The 13,073-nt window shown below is 69.9% G+C and carries 14 protein-coding genes; 9 read left to right on the top strand and 5 right to left on the bottom strand.

The window, feature by feature from the left end; translation table 11 throughout:
• Positions 1-145 precede the first annotated feature (145 nt).
• The 4 genes from pheA to AC07EQ_RS42100 all read left to right on the top strand — a co-directional run bounded on the left by pheA (position 146) and on the right by AC07EQ_RS42100 (position 3,220).
• Positions 146-1,069, top strand: coding sequence for a prephenate dehydratase (gene pheA / locus AC07EQ_RS42115; RefSeq protein WP_478393385.1), 924 nt, complete (start codon positions 146-148; stop codon positions 1,067-1,069).
• Positions 1,066-1,713 (top strand): histidine phosphatase family protein, encoded by a 648-nt coding sequence (locus AC07EQ_RS42110; RefSeq protein ID WP_478393384.1) that lies wholly within the window; start codon positions 1,066-1,068, stop codon positions 1,711-1,713. The genes pheA and AC07EQ_RS42110 overlap by 4 nt, the downstream gene beginning before the upstream one ends.
• A 300-nt stretch (positions 1,714-2,013) precedes the next feature.
• Positions 2,014-2,529 carry a hypothetical protein gene (locus AC07EQ_RS42105; protein ID WP_478393383.1) on the top strand — a complete coding sequence of 172 codons (516 nt, stop codon included), beginning with the start codon at positions 2,014-2,016 and terminating at the stop codon, positions 2,527-2,529.
• Between the two features lie 130 nt (positions 2,530-2,659).
• Positions 2,660-3,220 (top strand): hypothetical protein, encoded by a 561-nt coding sequence (locus AC07EQ_RS42100; protein WP_478393382.1) that lies wholly within the window; start codon positions 2,660-2,662, stop codon positions 3,218-3,220.
• A gap of 213 nt (positions 3,221-3,433) precedes the next feature.
• On the opposite strand, the gene AC07EQ_RS42095 is transcribed toward AC07EQ_RS42100, so the two are convergent.
• Positions 3,434-3,784 carry a metallopeptidase family protein gene (locus AC07EQ_RS42095; RefSeq protein ID WP_478393381.1) on the bottom strand — a complete coding sequence of 117 codons (351 nt, stop codon included), beginning with the start codon at positions 3,782-3,784 and terminating at the stop codon, positions 3,434-3,436.
• Positions 3,785-3,809: 25 nt separating this feature from the next.
• A complete protein-coding gene (locus tag AC07EQ_RS42090; protein ID WP_478393380.1) occupies positions 3,810-4,811 on the bottom strand; it encodes a septum formation family protein in 1,002 nt (333 codons plus the stop codon).
• A 117-nt stretch (positions 4,812-4,928) separates the two neighbouring features.
• On the opposite strand from AC07EQ_RS42090, the gene AC07EQ_RS42085 reads away from it, so the two are divergent.
• The 3 genes from AC07EQ_RS42085 to serS all read left to right on the top strand — a co-directional run bounded on the left by AC07EQ_RS42085 (position 4,929) and on the right by serS (position 8,271).
• Complete coding sequence (locus tag AC07EQ_RS42085) at positions 4,929-5,621, top strand: SAM-dependent methyltransferase (RefSeq protein ID WP_478393379.1); 693 nt, start codon at positions 4,929-4,931, stop codon at positions 5,619-5,621.
• A 3-nt stretch (positions 5,622-5,624) separates the two neighbouring features.
• The gene (locus tag AC07EQ_RS42080; RefSeq protein ID WP_478393378.1) at positions 5,625-6,794 is read left to right on the top strand and encodes a glutathionylspermidine synthase family protein; all 1,170 of its coding nucleotides are present in this window, start codon (positions 5,625-5,627) and stop codon (positions 6,792-6,794) included.
• 214 nt (positions 6,795-7,008) lie between these two features.
• Complete coding sequence (gene serS, locus AC07EQ_RS42075) at positions 7,009-8,271, top strand: serine--tRNA ligase (RefSeq protein ID WP_478393377.1); 1,263 nt, start codon at positions 7,009-7,011, stop codon at positions 8,269-8,271.
• A 100-nt stretch (positions 8,272-8,371) separates the two neighbouring features.
• Here serS and AC07EQ_RS42070 read toward each other — a convergent pair whose 3' ends face one another.
• On the bottom strand, positions 8,372-9,007 hold the full coding sequence (locus AC07EQ_RS42070; RefSeq protein ID WP_478393400.1) for an endonuclease: 636 nt from the start codon (positions 9,005-9,007) through the stop codon (positions 8,372-8,374).
• A 96-nt stretch (positions 9,008-9,103) separates the two neighbouring features.
• Between AC07EQ_RS42070 and AC07EQ_RS42065 the strand changes: the two genes are divergently transcribed.
• Positions 9,104-9,694, top strand: a complete 591-nt coding sequence (locus AC07EQ_RS42065) for a helix-turn-helix domain-containing protein (RefSeq protein WP_478393376.1) — start codon at positions 9,104-9,106, stop codon at positions 9,692-9,694.
• 177 nt (positions 9,695-9,871) lie between these two features.
• Here the strand turns inward: AC07EQ_RS42065 and AC07EQ_RS42060 are convergent, their stop codons facing one another.
• The gene (locus tag AC07EQ_RS42060; RefSeq protein ID WP_478393375.1) at positions 9,872-10,744 is read right to left on the bottom strand and encodes an LLM class flavin-dependent oxidoreductase; all 873 of its coding nucleotides are present in this window, start codon (positions 10,742-10,744) and stop codon (positions 9,872-9,874) included.
• A gap of 126 nt (positions 10,745-10,870) precedes the next feature.
• Here AC07EQ_RS42060 and AC07EQ_RS42055 point away from each other — a divergent pair, with 126 nt between their 5' ends.
• Positions 10,871-11,683, top strand: a complete 813-nt coding sequence (locus tag AC07EQ_RS42055) for an HAD family hydrolase (RefSeq protein WP_478393374.1) — start codon at positions 10,871-10,873, stop codon at positions 11,681-11,683.
• A gap of 95 nt (positions 11,684-11,778) precedes the next feature.
• Here AC07EQ_RS42055 and AC07EQ_RS42050 read toward each other — a convergent pair whose 3' ends face one another.
• Positions 11,779-12,822 carry a peptidoglycan recognition protein family protein gene (locus AC07EQ_RS42050; protein ID WP_478393373.1) on the bottom strand — a complete coding sequence of 348 codons (1,044 nt, stop codon included), beginning with the start codon at positions 12,820-12,822 and terminating at the stop codon, positions 11,779-11,781.
• Positions 12,823-13,073: the final 251 nt, after the last annotated feature.

Genomic DNA, 13,073 nt, shown 5'->3' with positions numbered 1-13,073 from the left:
GGATGCCGCGGGCGCCGCGGGACTCGGAAGACCGACGCAATCCGGCCGCGCATCCGGACCATCGCCGGGTCCGGCTTCCGGGGGTCGCGGTTGCGCCATCGGAACCTGCCCGCGTGCCGGGAGCGTCTCCTCTTAGTCTGGGCGGGTGCCACAAATCGCGTATCTCGGCCCGCCGGGCACCTTCACCGAACAGGCCACCCGGCAGTTGACCGGTGGTTTCGACGCCGAACTCGTGCCCTTCGAGACCGTGCCGCTGGCGCTCGCCGCGGTGCGCGCCGGCGACGTGCTGGCCGCCGGGGTGCCGGTGGAGAACTCGGTCGAAGGCTCGGTGCCGGCCACGCTGGACACGCTGACCACCGACGATCCGCTGGTCGCGGTGCAGGAGACCGTGCTTCCGGTGCAGTTCGACCTGCTGGCCCGGCCCGGCATCGGGCTGTCCGAGATCGGCACCGTCGCGAGCCACCCGCACGCGCTCGCGCAGGTCCGCGGCTGGCTGGCCGAGAACCTGCCGGGCGTCAGCGTCCACGCCGCCAGCTCCACCGCCGCCGGGGCGGCCGCGGCGGCGGCCGGCGAGTTCGACGCGGCGATCTCCGCGCCGGTGGCCATCGAGCACTACCCGTCGCTGGTGCGGCTCGCCGGCGGCGTCGCCGACGTGCGCGACGCGGTCACCCGCTTCCTGCTGGTCCGCCGCCCCGGCGCGCTGCCGGAGCCCACCGGCGCGGACCGCACGTCGGTGTGCGCGGTGATCAGCGACGAGGTCGGCACGCTGGCCGACATGCTGGCCGAGCTGTCGCTGCGCGGCATCAACCTCAGCCGCATCGAGTCCCGGCCGCTGCGCGAGCGGTTCGGCGAGTACCGGTTCTTCCTCGACTTCGACGGGCACGTCGCGGACGCCCGGATCGGCGACGCGCTGACCGCGCTGCACCGCCGTTGCAGCACCGTCTGGTTCCTCGGCTCCTACCCGAAGGCGGACCGCTCGCCGGCCGGCGTCCGCCCGTCGGCCTCGGAGCAGGCGTTCGAAGTCGCGGCGAAGTGGCTCGACGACGTCCGGGCGGGGCGGTTGGCATGACCGAGTTGCTGCTGGAAGCGCCGACCGGGTTACGGCTGATCCTCGCCCGCCACGGGCAGACCCCGGCCAACGTGGCGCACCTGCTAGACACGCTGCCGCCGGGCCCCGGCCTGACCGAGCTGGGCCAGCAGCAGGCGGCCCGGCTCGCCGAGCGGCTGGCCGACGAGAAGATCATCTCGGTGCACGCGAGCCGTGCGGTGCGCGCGCAGCAGACGGCGCAGCCCTTGGCGCAGCGGCACCGGCTGCCGCTCGAGGTCGTCGACGGAACGCACGAGGTCTACGTCGGCGAGCTGGAAGGCCGCGGCGACCAGGAGGCGCTGCAGATCTTCGACGACGTCTACGGGAGCTGGCACGCGGGGCGGCTCGACGTGCCGATGCCCGGCGGGGAAACCGGCCGCGAGGCGGTGACCCGGTTCGTCGACGGTGCGCGCAGCGCCATCGACGGAGCGGGTGACGGCGCGGTGGCGCTGGTCAGCCACGGCGCGATGCTGCGACTCGCGGCGAGCGCGCTGGCGTCGAACATCGAGGGCCCCCGGGGCAACGAGGCGTACCTGCCGAACACGGGCGTGATCGTCCTCGAAGCGGACCCCGACGTCCGGACGGGCTGGCGCTGCCTCTCCTGGGACGGCCTCAACACGCCCTGATCAACGGCCGAAGCGTTTCCGCTGGTACCGGGGACGCGGGTCTACTTTCGGGCTCCGCCGTTCACGATAGTGCTTTGTCGGAATCCGAAGCTGACGATGCGGATCATCAGTGGCTCACCTTGTTGACGCATGCTCCATCAGCATCCGGCTGTTCACTCCGTGATCGGAGGACGCTCGCATCCGCGTCAGCGGGAGATTTCCCGGTGAAGGAAGACAAGTAGGAGGCCTCCGACCGAAGGGTCTGCGCAGTGCCACGCGGCACAGCTCTCCGATTACGTGGTTTAGGTCACGCGCAAGTTGGTGACGCATCGTTTGGAGATCGATACGATCCGTCATGTGAGAATTCTTCGTGTAATGGCTGCCGCTGCTGCACTGATGGCTGCTACCTCGCCCATCGCTTTAGCCACGCCTGCTACCAATCCGACACCACGGAATCCGGCCGAGATCGCCGAGTGCCTGTCCAATCCGGCCGTTCCCAACTCGGCGATCGTGGACCGTGTTCCGGTGGCCCGGCCGGATACGCCACAGGTCGAGTTTCAGTTGGAATGCGGACCGCCGGAGATCGCCGGTGCACGGCACATCCACGCCGGTCACCCCATCAACAACGTAGTGACGTTCCAGCGCTGCTACTCCACGGCGCTCCTACATGGCGAGAAAGAACCCCAGGACTACTCAACGCTGTACCGCTATACCCCCCCGCTGGGTGGGCCGGTGGTAGTCGTGGCGACCGATGACTTTTCCCCGTTCGTGCTCTCCGCATGGACCGAGGGCCCGAACTCCGGTGATTGGGATGGATGCTCCGCAGGCATCCCGTGATAAATCATGGCGCACACCCCAGAGCGTGGCTGGGGTGTGCTCCATACTCGGCGAGGTGGAATCAACTCCTCGGAAGCTGTATCCCATGCCCCGACCGGACCATGTCCGGCAACTACTTGACACAGTAGACGTGGCGCCCGTCGATCGGGACATTCCCGCTGTGTGCACGGTCGTTTCCTGGTTGCAGGGCGATCGGCCGAAGGGGAATGCCCACCTTCAGGGGTTCCGGTTTACTGGCGGCGATGATTTCGCCTGGTTCGCACGTGACCGTCTTCTGACATGCGCTTCGTACGTTCTCGCGCATAGGTCCGTCCGGGAGCTACTGCCTGCCGAGTTCGGTGTCACCGACCCGTTGACTTACACCACTCCCGGCAAGTTGATTGGTTGGCAGCCGGGGCTTTCGTTGGTGTTGGAGTCACAGTGGGCCCACACGCTGTATGCGGGCAGCTTCACACGCGGCTATCAGGACCTTTCTGACGCTGAGAAAGACGAGCGAGCGCGGAAGGCCCGCACTGCTGCCCACAGCCTGTATGCCGCATTGTTCGGTGACCGGTATGCGTCGGTGTCGTTCGTGTCCACGCGCGACCCTTGGAGTCGGTGGTTCCCAGGCCTTTTCAATATCACTTGGCTGGTACTCGACCAGCAAGCTCACACGTTGTGGCTTCTCGCGGTCACTGACATGGACTGGTAGGAATCACACGTCGGCCGCCACCCGATGATCAGGACATTGTCGGCGAATTGATCAACCTGTGCATCCATCGCGTGGGAGCGTTCGAGCTGTCGTTGCGGCCTGGTGCGCCTGAGCTGACCGTGAAGATCGCAGGGCAACTGCCGCGCATCTATCGCCTCGTTGGATGAGATCGGTATGCCAAAGCGCTCACGGGCACCTGACCAGGCGGAACGGTCAGCCCCAGCCGAGGGCGTGGAGCTTCTCGTCGTCGATGCCGAAGTGGTGCGCGATCTCGTGCACAACCGTCACGGCCACCTCGTCGACCACTTCGTCCTCGTCCGCGCACATGTCCAGCAGTGGTTCGCGGTAGATCGTGATCCGGTCCGGCAGCACGCCGCTGTAAGTGCTGTCCCGCTCCGTCAGCGCGACGCCCTCGTACAGCCCGAGCAGCGACGGGTCTTCGGGGTTGGCGTCCTCCACCAGCACCACGACGTTGTTCATCGCCGCCGCGAACTCCGCGGGCAGCAGGTCGAGGGCGTCGGCCACGAGCTCCTCGAACCGAACGCGGGTCATCTCCACCGGCATGACCCCGTTCTACCGCACCCGGGCGTCAGCGGGGTTCGGTCGCGGGCACGCCCGGCTCGATCGGCGCGGTGTCCTTCGGCGCCGGTTCCTTGCCGACCTGCACCTGCCCCTTGACGCCGCCGGTCACCGGCGCGAGCCCGCTGCCGTCCGGCAGCTGCGCGCTGACCTTGCAGTTGACCTGCCGCGATCCGGCGTCCCAGCTCTCCGGCGCCAGCGTGTCCCAGTAGACGATCAGACCCTTGTCCTTGGCGACGGTCGGGCCGCCCGCGTACTGCGCGGTCAGCTCCTCGCACCTGGTCACCAGGAAGTCGTCCTGCGGCTTCTCCTCCGGGTAGCCGCCGGGGAACTGCTCGCCCAGGTCGACCAGGCCGGTGATCTCCACCGCGTGCGGCCGTGCGCAGTCCACCGGGTCCCACACGGCGGTGCCGTTGATGCCCAGGCAGCGGCCGACCGGGTAGACGTTGGACTGGTCCGTGTTCGCGGCGCTGCCGGTGATCGGGTAGAGCTTGCCGGACGGCCCGGGCTGCTGGATGCCGCAGTGCAGCGTCCGGTCGTCGTTGCCCCAACCCTCCTCGCTCGGCGTGAACGCGCCCACGTTGAACTTGCCGTGCGGGTCGAACCGGTTCGACAGGAACTGCTTCGACACCTCGGTGCAGTGCTGCTGCTTGAGCTGCTGCCACTGCTCGGTGTTCGGGAACGGGGCGTCGGGTCCGAACTCCTGGCCCAGCTCCGCGCTGCCGGTGACCTGGAAGAGGTGGGGCTCGTTACAGGTGACCTTGCGGATGTCGGCGGCATCGGGCTCGGTCCAGTTCAGGCAGTCACCCGCGGCGGCCTCGAAGACCACTTCCGGCGCCGGCGCCGAGCCGATCCTGCCGGACCCGCCGACGCCGGGCCCGCCGCCGGTCGGCCAGTTCAGCGCCGCGCTGACCACCAGGATCAGGAGGGCGCCGATGGCAGCCGAGATCATCACGAGCCGGGTGTTGGGCTTGTTCCGGCCTGGTCTGGGAGGGGAATCGGGCGCTGCCATCGATCACATGATGCCTCGCCGCGTGGCGGCGTGCGCGGCGCCATCGCAGATGTTCGGAACCGATTCGTTGCCGGACACGTCGCCACGGTAGGTAATGTTGCGTTCGGGAGTGGGGCTATGACGGAAGATGGCAAGCCAGTGGCAGACGACGACCGGCAGCAGTGGGGCGGGGGGAACCCGCCGGGCAACCCGGAGCAACCGGAGCAACCGGTGTCGCCCGAGTCGGCGGGGCGCGGCCGGATCCGGTACCAGGACGAGAGCACGACGCCGCGCGAACCGACGTTGGCGGAGCAGCGCGCCCGCGTCGCCGCGGAGAAGCGCCGTGAGGAGCAGCACCGCGCCGAGCTCGCGGCCGCGGAGGCGAAGACGAAGAAGCGGCGCCGCATCATGATCGGCGGCGGCGCGACGGTCGGCGTCGTGGCGCTGGTGGCCGCGATGTACTCCGCGTCGGAGATCAGCAACGAGGCCAACGCCTCCCAGGAGTACTGCGCCACGGAGCAGTCGGGCCAGCCCGGAGTCCGCGACCAGGACCAGTTCTGCGACGAGAACTACGTGAACACCCACCAGGGCTATCACAACGGCGGCATGTTCTTCATGCCGATCTTCCTGCCCACCGGTGGGATCGGCGGCTACAACTCCTACCGGTACGCCTACACGCCCGCCGGCGTGTCGGCGCCGCCGGTCGGCTCGCCGGCGTCCGGCTCGTCGTTCACCAAGCCGTCCGGCTCGACGATCAAGGACAGCAGCGGCAAGACCATCCAGCGCGGTGGGTTCGGCATCAACAACAAGAGCGGCAGTAGCGGGAGCTGACGAGTGCGGCGCAGGACCACAGCACGACGACCGGACTGGCAGGCCAAGGTCGAGGAGCTCGGGCTCGTCTTCGGCACGCCCGCGCGCGCGGCCGACGGCTCGGCCCGGCCCTACTGGGACGAGGGTGTGCACTACGAGTTCAGCCTCGACGAGGTGCTCTCGCTGGAGGCCGACGTCGAGCTGCTGCACTCGATGTGCCTGGACGCCGTCGACCACGTCATCACCACCGAGCGCTACAAGGACTTCGGCATCCCGGAGTGGGTCTGGCCGCACATCGCCGAGTCCTGGAAGCGCCACGACCCGCACCTGTACGGCCGGTTCGACCTGCGCTACGACGGCACCGGCCCGGCGAAGCTGCTGGAGTACAACGCCGACACCCCGACGTCGCTGCTGGAGGCGGCGGTCGTGCAGTGGCACTGGCTGACCGAGTCCCACGAGGGCGACGACCAGTGGAACTCCATCCACGAGAAGCTCGTCGAGCGCTGGGGCGAGATCAAGGATCAGCTGGCCACCAACGAGGCGCACTTCACCTGGTCGTCCGCCGACGTCACGGGTGAGGACAACATCACCGCGGCCTACCTGCAGGAGACCGCCGCGGAGGCCGGGCTGGACACCGTCGGCCTGCCCATCGAGGAGATCGGCTGGGACAGCCTGCTGGAGCGCTTCGTCGACCTCGAAGAAGCGCCGATGAACTCCGTCGTCAAGATCTACCCCTGGGAGTGGATGGTCGACGACGACTTCGGCAGGCACGCCGTCAAGACGCTGCCGGCCACGCAGTGGGTCGAACCGCTGTGGAAGATGCTGCTGTCCAACAAGGCGCTGCTGGCGATCCTGTGGGAGATGCACCCGGGGCACCCGAACCTGCTGCCGACGTTCCTGGACCAGCCCGGGCTGCTCACGGAGTACGTGCGCAAGCCGCGCCTGGGCCGCGAGGGCAACAACATCCAGGTCGTCGCGCCGGGCTGGGAGACCGAGACCAGCGGCGTGTACGGCGAGGAGGGCTACGTCTACCAGGCGTTCGACCCGCTGCCGGAGTTCGACGGGATGCGCCCGGCCCTCGGCGCCTGGGTGGTCGGCGACTCCTCGGCCGGCCTGGGCATCCGCGAGACGGCGGGCCTGATCACCGACGACGGCGCGGCCTTCGTCCCGCACCGCATCCCCGGCACGGCCTGACCCGGGTTGGTGGGTTTCCAATTTTGCCTAAAATTGGAAAACCACCGGTCTCCCGATTTTGCCTGAAGCTGGAGCCCCGCACGGCTCGTGTCCCGTGGGACCGGTTTTCCGATTTCGCCTGAAACCGGGTGGCTCACGCCCGCAGGCGCAGGCGACGGCGTTGCGCGCACCCTGGGGCGCGGTCGGTCCGCGGCGCGGACTACGCTGACCAGCTGTGATCGACCTGAAGACGCTACGCGATGATCCGGAAGCGGTGCGCGCTTCGCAGCGCGCGCGAGGAGAGGACGCGTCCCTGGTGGATGCGCTGCTGTCCGCCGACGAGCGTCGCAGGTCCGCGGTGTCCCGGGCGGACAACCTGCGCGCGGAGCAGAAGCAGCTCGGCAAGCAGGTCGGCAAGGCCAAGGGCGAGGAGCGCGACGCCCTGCTGGCCCGCGCCAAGGAGCTCGCCGCCCAGGTCAAGGAGGCCGAGGCGGAGCAGTCGGCCGGCGACGAAGAGCTGCTGCGGGCCCAGAAGGCCGTCTCCAACATCGTCGAGCCCGATGTGCCGCCGGGCGGCGAGGACGACTACGCCGTGCTCAAGCACGTCGGCGTGCCGCGGGAGTTCGACTTCGAGATCAAGGACCACGTCGAGCTGGGCACCGCGATCGGCGCCTTCGACATGGAGCGCGGCGCGAAGGTCGCGGGCGCCCGGTTCTACTTCCTGACCGGCATCGGCGCGCAGCTGGAGCTGGCGCTGCTGAACATGGCCGCCGCACAGGCCGCCGCCGCCGGTTTCACGCTGGTCGTGCCGCCGGTGCTGGTGCGACCGGAGATCATGGAGGGCACCGGGTTCCTCGGCGCCCACGCCACCGAGGTGTACCGGCTGGAGGAGGACGACCTCTACCTGGTCGGCACCTCCGAGGTCCCGCTGGCCGGCTACCACTCGGGCGAGATCGTGGACTTCTCCGCCGGGCCGCTGCGCTACGCGGGCTGGTCGACGTGCTTCCGCCGGGAGGCAGGGTCCTACGGCCGGGACACCCGCGGCATCATCCGCGTGCACCAGTTCAACAAGCTGGAGATGTTCGTCTACTGCCGGGAGGACGAGGCCCGCGACGAGCACGAGCGGCTGCTGGCGTGGGAAGAGGAGATGCTCGCCAAGATCGAGGTGCCCTACCGGGTGATCGACACGGCGGCGGGGGATCTCGGTGCCAGCGCGGCGCGCAAGTACGACTGCGAGGCGTGGGTGCCGAGCCAGCAGACGTACCGCGAGCTGACCTCGACGTCGAACTGCACCACGTTCCAGGCGCGGCGGCTGAACACCCGCTACCGCGACGAGGACGGCCGTCCGCAGATCGCGGCCACCCTCAACGGCACGCTGGCGACGACCCGCTGGATCGTCGCGATCCTGGAGAACCACCAGCAGTCGGACGGTTCGGTGCGAGTGCCCGAGGCGCTGCGCCCGTTCCTCGGCGGCCGCGAGGTCCTCGAACCCAAGTGATCGACCACGGGCAGGGCCACGGTTTCAATTGAAACCACGGCCCTGCCCGTGTCCGGTGCGCAGTTTCAATTGAAACTGCGGAAACCGGTGACCAGCGGTATCAGGCCGCCTTGGTGATCTCCGCGGCGAGGCCGCGGTCCAGCGTGGCCCGCACCAGGGCCGCCGCGAGGCGGGCGAGGTCGTGCCCTTCGACGAGCTCCGCGAGCTCGTCCGGATCCGTCGGCAGGCCCAGCTTCTCCGCGCCCGCCAGCGCCTTCTTGTCGAAGAACGGCCGGAGTTCCGGCCACACCAGCTGCACCTCGCGGCAGAAGATGTCCGCGCCCACCGGGCCGAGCCGGGGCAGCTCGGTGAGCTTCTCCTGCAGCACGTCGATGTCTCCGTCCGCTTTCGCCTGGATCCGCCGAAGATCCCCGTGGTACCGGTCGATCAGCAGCTGCGCGCCCTTGCCGAGCGCTGTCGCGGTGCTCTCGTCGTACCGCGCGTAGTGCCCGCGGTCGAGCGCGTCGACGCGTTGCTGCCAGGTCGCGTCGCACATCTTCTGCGGCGTCCCGAACTCCGCGAGTTCCCGCGCGGCCGACACCGCCAGCTCGGCCTTGATCCGGGTGGACATCAGCACCGCCAGCACCAGCAGCCGGTACAGCGGGGCGGGCTTGTTCGCCAGCGAGATCCCGGCCTGAGCGGCGTAGGTGGTGCCCGCCTCGTCCAGCAGGCGTTGCACGACGTTCTCCGCCGACATCATCACCACCTCCTGCCGCGCAAGGCCTACCCGGCGACCGCCGGGGGCACACCTGCGATCACGGCGAGCCCGCGGCACCCGACTTATGGTGGGGGCGTGTCGGACACTCCTTCGCAGGCCCTCGCCCTGGCCGGCCTCGGCGACCGGATCCGCAGGTTGCGGGCGGCGCGCGGGCTGGACCAGGCGGGCCTGGCGGAGCGGGCCGGCCTGGGCGTGGCGCTGCTGGGGAACGTGGAGCGCGGCGACGCGACACCGTCCCTGGACGTGCTGGTCCAGCTGGCGACCGCGCTGGGCGTCGGGCTGTCCGAGCTGTTCACCGACAACAAGCCGGGGCCTGCCGTGATGGTGTTGCGCGGCGACGAGGCGCCGACGGTCGACACCGACGGCATGGCCTTGCAGGTGCTGACGCCGCGCGCGGTGATCCCCGGGCTCTACGCCGCCCGCTACCGGATTTCGCCGTCCAGTGAGGGAGTGCGGCCGGTCCGGCACGAGGGCCACGACTGGCTCTACGTGCTCAGCGGGCGGCTGCACGTCGAGTTCGACCAGGGAACGACGACCCTGCGGGCCGGCGACAGCGTCAGCTTCAGCTCCCGGGTCCCGCACCGTCTCTCGGCGCTCGGCGGCGAACCCGCGGAGTTCCTCGCGGTCGGGGCGACGCTCCAGACGTCGCCCCGCGGCGAGGCCTGATCACTCCTGCCGGATCGATCTTGAACTCGGCGTAGACGGTGTCGGAGTTGAACCGCCGCGCCTTGCCCAGATCGCTGCCGGTGCAGCTGGTGGGTCTTCGGGTCGGGAACTTCTCGTCCTTCACCGCGTCCGGGCCCGGGGCTTGGCGACCTTGTGCTCCGGTTGTGACGGGGGAGGTCACAACTCGGGGAGGACCTCCGAGGCGATCTCCTCGACGGTGGACTCCTTGCCCGCGTAGGGCTCGTCGGCCCGCGGCCAATGCGTGATGACGTCGGTGAAGCCGAGCTCGGTGGCCCGGCCGACCACGTCCCGGAAGTGGTCCACACTGGACATCGAGTACACCGGACCGGCGTCCACCTGCAGGTACCGGTCGACCTTCGCCGGGTCCCGGCCCTGCTCGGCGAGCACCTCGGCGAACCGCAGCGACAGCTCCGCGACCGACCGCCACCAGGCCTCCGGGTCGTCGGCCTCCCGCCCGGTGGTCACCCAGCCCTGGCCGTACCGGGCCGCCAGCCGCATCGACCGCGGCCCGTTGGCGGCGATCACGAACGGCATCCGGGGCAGCTGCACGCAGCCGGGTGCCCGGTGGGCCTGGACGGCCGTGTAGTACTCGCCGGAGTGGTCGGTGCAGTCGCGGGTGAGGATCTGGTCGAGCAGCTCGACGAACTCGGTGAACCGGTCGACGCGCTGCCCGGCGGTCAGCTCCGGGTGGCCCAGCACGTGCGCGTCGAAGCCGACGCCACCGGCGCCGATGCCCAGGGTGAGGCGGCCGTCGGCGATGTCGTCCAGCGCGGTCAGCTCCCGCGCGAAGTGCGCGGGGTGCCGGAAGTTCGGCGACGCGACCAGGGTGCCCAGCCGGATCGTCGAGGTGACCGTGGCCGCCGCGGTCAGCGTCGGGACCGCGTCGAACCACGGCTTGTCCACAAGGGACCGCCAACCGAGGTGGTCGTAGGTCCACGCGTGGGCGAAGCCGTACTCCTCGGCCATCCGCCACAGCGGCTCGGCCGCCCACCACCGGTGTTCGGGCAAAATCACGATCCCAACTCGCACGCCGTCGACCGTACTGGTACCGCCCCGCCCTTATCGACCCGATCAGGTGATGCGGAAACGTGGCCCGGGTCGCGGCGGCGGGTCCTCGGCTCCCGGGCGGCGACCGGGACCAGGCAGGATGACGTCGTGCGCAAACCTGGCCTGGTGGCATCCGACGTGGACGGAACCCTGCTCGACCCGATGGAGCGGGTGAGCCCGCGAACCGCGCGGACGGTGCAGCGGGTGGTGGCGTCGGGAACGCCGTTCGTCCTGGTCACGGGGCGTCCGCCGCGCTGGGTGCCGACGGTGGTCGAGGGCCTGGGCGTGTCCGGGGTGACGGTGTGCGCGAACGGCGCGGTGCTCTACGACGCGGCCGCCGACCGGGTGCTGCAAAGCCACGTGATCGACCCGGTGCTGCTGCACGACGTGGCCCGCGAGCTGCGGCACGAGCTGCCGGGCTGCGCCTTCGCGGTGGAGCGGACCACCGACGGGGCGCGGGACCGGCCGCACGAGCAGTTCCTCGCCGAGGTGGACTTCCGCCGGGTGTGGCCGAATTCGGACATCCGGGTGGCCGGCACCGACGAGCTGACCGGCAAGCCGGCGGTGAAGCTGCTGGTCCTGCACGAGCACATGACCAGCGCGGAGATGGCCGCGGTGGCGGGTGAGGTGCTGGGCTCGCAGCTGCAGCTGACCTACTCGACCACGGCGGGGCTGATCGAGCTGTCGGCGCCGGGCGTGGACAAGGCGACCGGACTGGCGGCGGTGGCCGAGGAGCTCGGCGTGGCCCGGGAGGACGTGATCGCCTTCGGCGACATGCCCAACGACGTGCCGATGCTGGAGTGGGCGGGCCACGGCGTGGCGATGCGCAACGCCCACAAGGAGGCGCTGGCGGCGGCCGACGAGGTCACGATCACCAACGCCGAGGACGGCGTCGCGCACGTCCTCGACCGCTGGTGGTGACCGGTTCCCCCCGCAATTTCAATGGAAATCAGACCTTCGATTTCAATGGAAATTGCGGGGAACCCTTGGTCGTCACTCAACGCGGAGCGCGGAGGTCACGGCCGGTGGTCGCGTTGCAGGGCCGTCGCGCGGGCGCGGATCTCGTCGAGCCGCTCGTAGCCGCGCTGACCCGGGCAGGCCGTCTTGCTGACGTCGCGGTGGCCGAAGATCGTCGGTAGCGGGACCGCCGCGCCGGCCGGGAAGTGCGAGTTGCCGGCGGGCCCCGCGATCAGCTCGGTGCGGCCGTCAGCGGCCACCCGGGCCGTGCCCAGCCTCCACGCGCTGATCGCCGCGACCGACTCGACGGTGTCGGGGGAGGGCAGGACGTGGTCGTAGTTGCCCATCATCGACACGCCGAACGTGCCTTGGTTGAAGCCCCGCGCGTGCCCGCCGACGATGGCGTCGCGCAGCCCGCCCGCGCGGCCCTCGAAGATCGTGCCGCACTTGTCGACCAGCGCGTGGTAGCCGATGTCGCCCCACTTCAGCTCGACGGCGTGGTAGCGGTAGATCGCCCGCAGAATGGCGGCCGACTCGTGGCAGCCGTAGTCGTTGGTCCCGGCGGTGTGGTGCACCACGACGGCCTTGGTCTCGGTGCGCTCCGGCGGCCAGGTCATCTGGCCCTCGTCGGCACCCCACTGCGCGCGGCCGACGACCGGCGGCTGGCCGGGAGCGTTCGATCGAGGCGCCGCGGCCGGTGCCGTGCCCGGGTCGATCGCGACGAGCTCCAGATCGCCGGTCACGTCGACGCCGCCCCGGCTGGCCCGCACCTGCGCGGTGTCGGCGCGGCCGGTCCACAGCGGTTCGCTGCCCTCCAGGGTGCCGTGGTCGGGAGCCGAGTCGATCGGCTCCAGCGCCGTCCACGGGGTCCAGCCGGAACCGGTCCGGGTGCGCACCTCGATGCGCTCCGGCGCCGGCCCGCGCCAGGTCAGTCCGACCAGGTCGAAAGCGCGGTCGGCGTGCACCTCCCGCGTTCCGTCGCGGGTCAGCGTCGCGTCGCGCAACGCGATTCGGGTGCTGGTGGTCTCGGGGGGCTCCGCCGTGGCGGGCAGTGCGGTGGAGGCGAGCAGCAGTGCGATCGGAACGCTCAACCGGAGACGCATGGGCGATACCTCGCTTTCGCGCGGCGATCGGGGCTGTGCGAGGCGAGTATGCGGTGGCCGCCGATCAGCCGCCGCTCCAACTGCTCTGGACGAGTGACGTCGTCCCCTGTGGACAACTTCCGCAATTTCAATGGAAATCAGATCTTCGATTTCCATTGAGCCTTTTTCATCCTGCTTCGTGTTCGAGGGTGAGGATGGCTTGGGCGAGGGTGCCGACTTGGTGGGGGCAGCAGCGGACGCGGTCGAGGATG

Source organism: Saccharopolyspora sp. NPDC045839 (assembly GCF_056431645.1).
The sequence above is the reverse complement of the archived record's forward strand: the minus strand, read 5'-3'. Positions and strand labels throughout refer to the sequence as shown.

Coding starts and splice junctions, on each gene's coding strand:
- AC07EQ_RS42110 (WP_478393384.1), top strand. CDS start 1,066: ATGACCGAGTTGCTGCTGGAAGCGCCGACCGGGTTACGGCTGATCCTC.
- AC07EQ_RS42095 (WP_478393381.1), bottom strand. CDS start 3,784: ATGCCGGTGGAGATGACCCGCGTTCGGTTCGAGGAGCTCGTGGCCGAC.
- AC07EQ_RS42090 (WP_478393380.1), bottom strand. CDS start 4,811: ATGGCAGCGCCCGATTCCCCTCCCAGACCAGGCCGGAACAAGCCCAAC.
- AC07EQ_RS42085 (WP_478393379.1), top strand. CDS start 4,929: ATGACGGAAGATGGCAAGCCAGTGGCAGACGACGACCGGCAGCAGTGG.
- AC07EQ_RS42070 (WP_478393400.1), bottom strand. CDS start 9,007: ATGTCGGCGGAGAACGTCGTGCAACGCCTGCTGGACGAGGCGGGCACC.
- AC07EQ_RS42050 (WP_478393373.1), bottom strand. CDS start 12,822: ATGCGTCTCCGGTTGAGCGTTCCGATCGCACTGCTGCTCGCCTCCACC.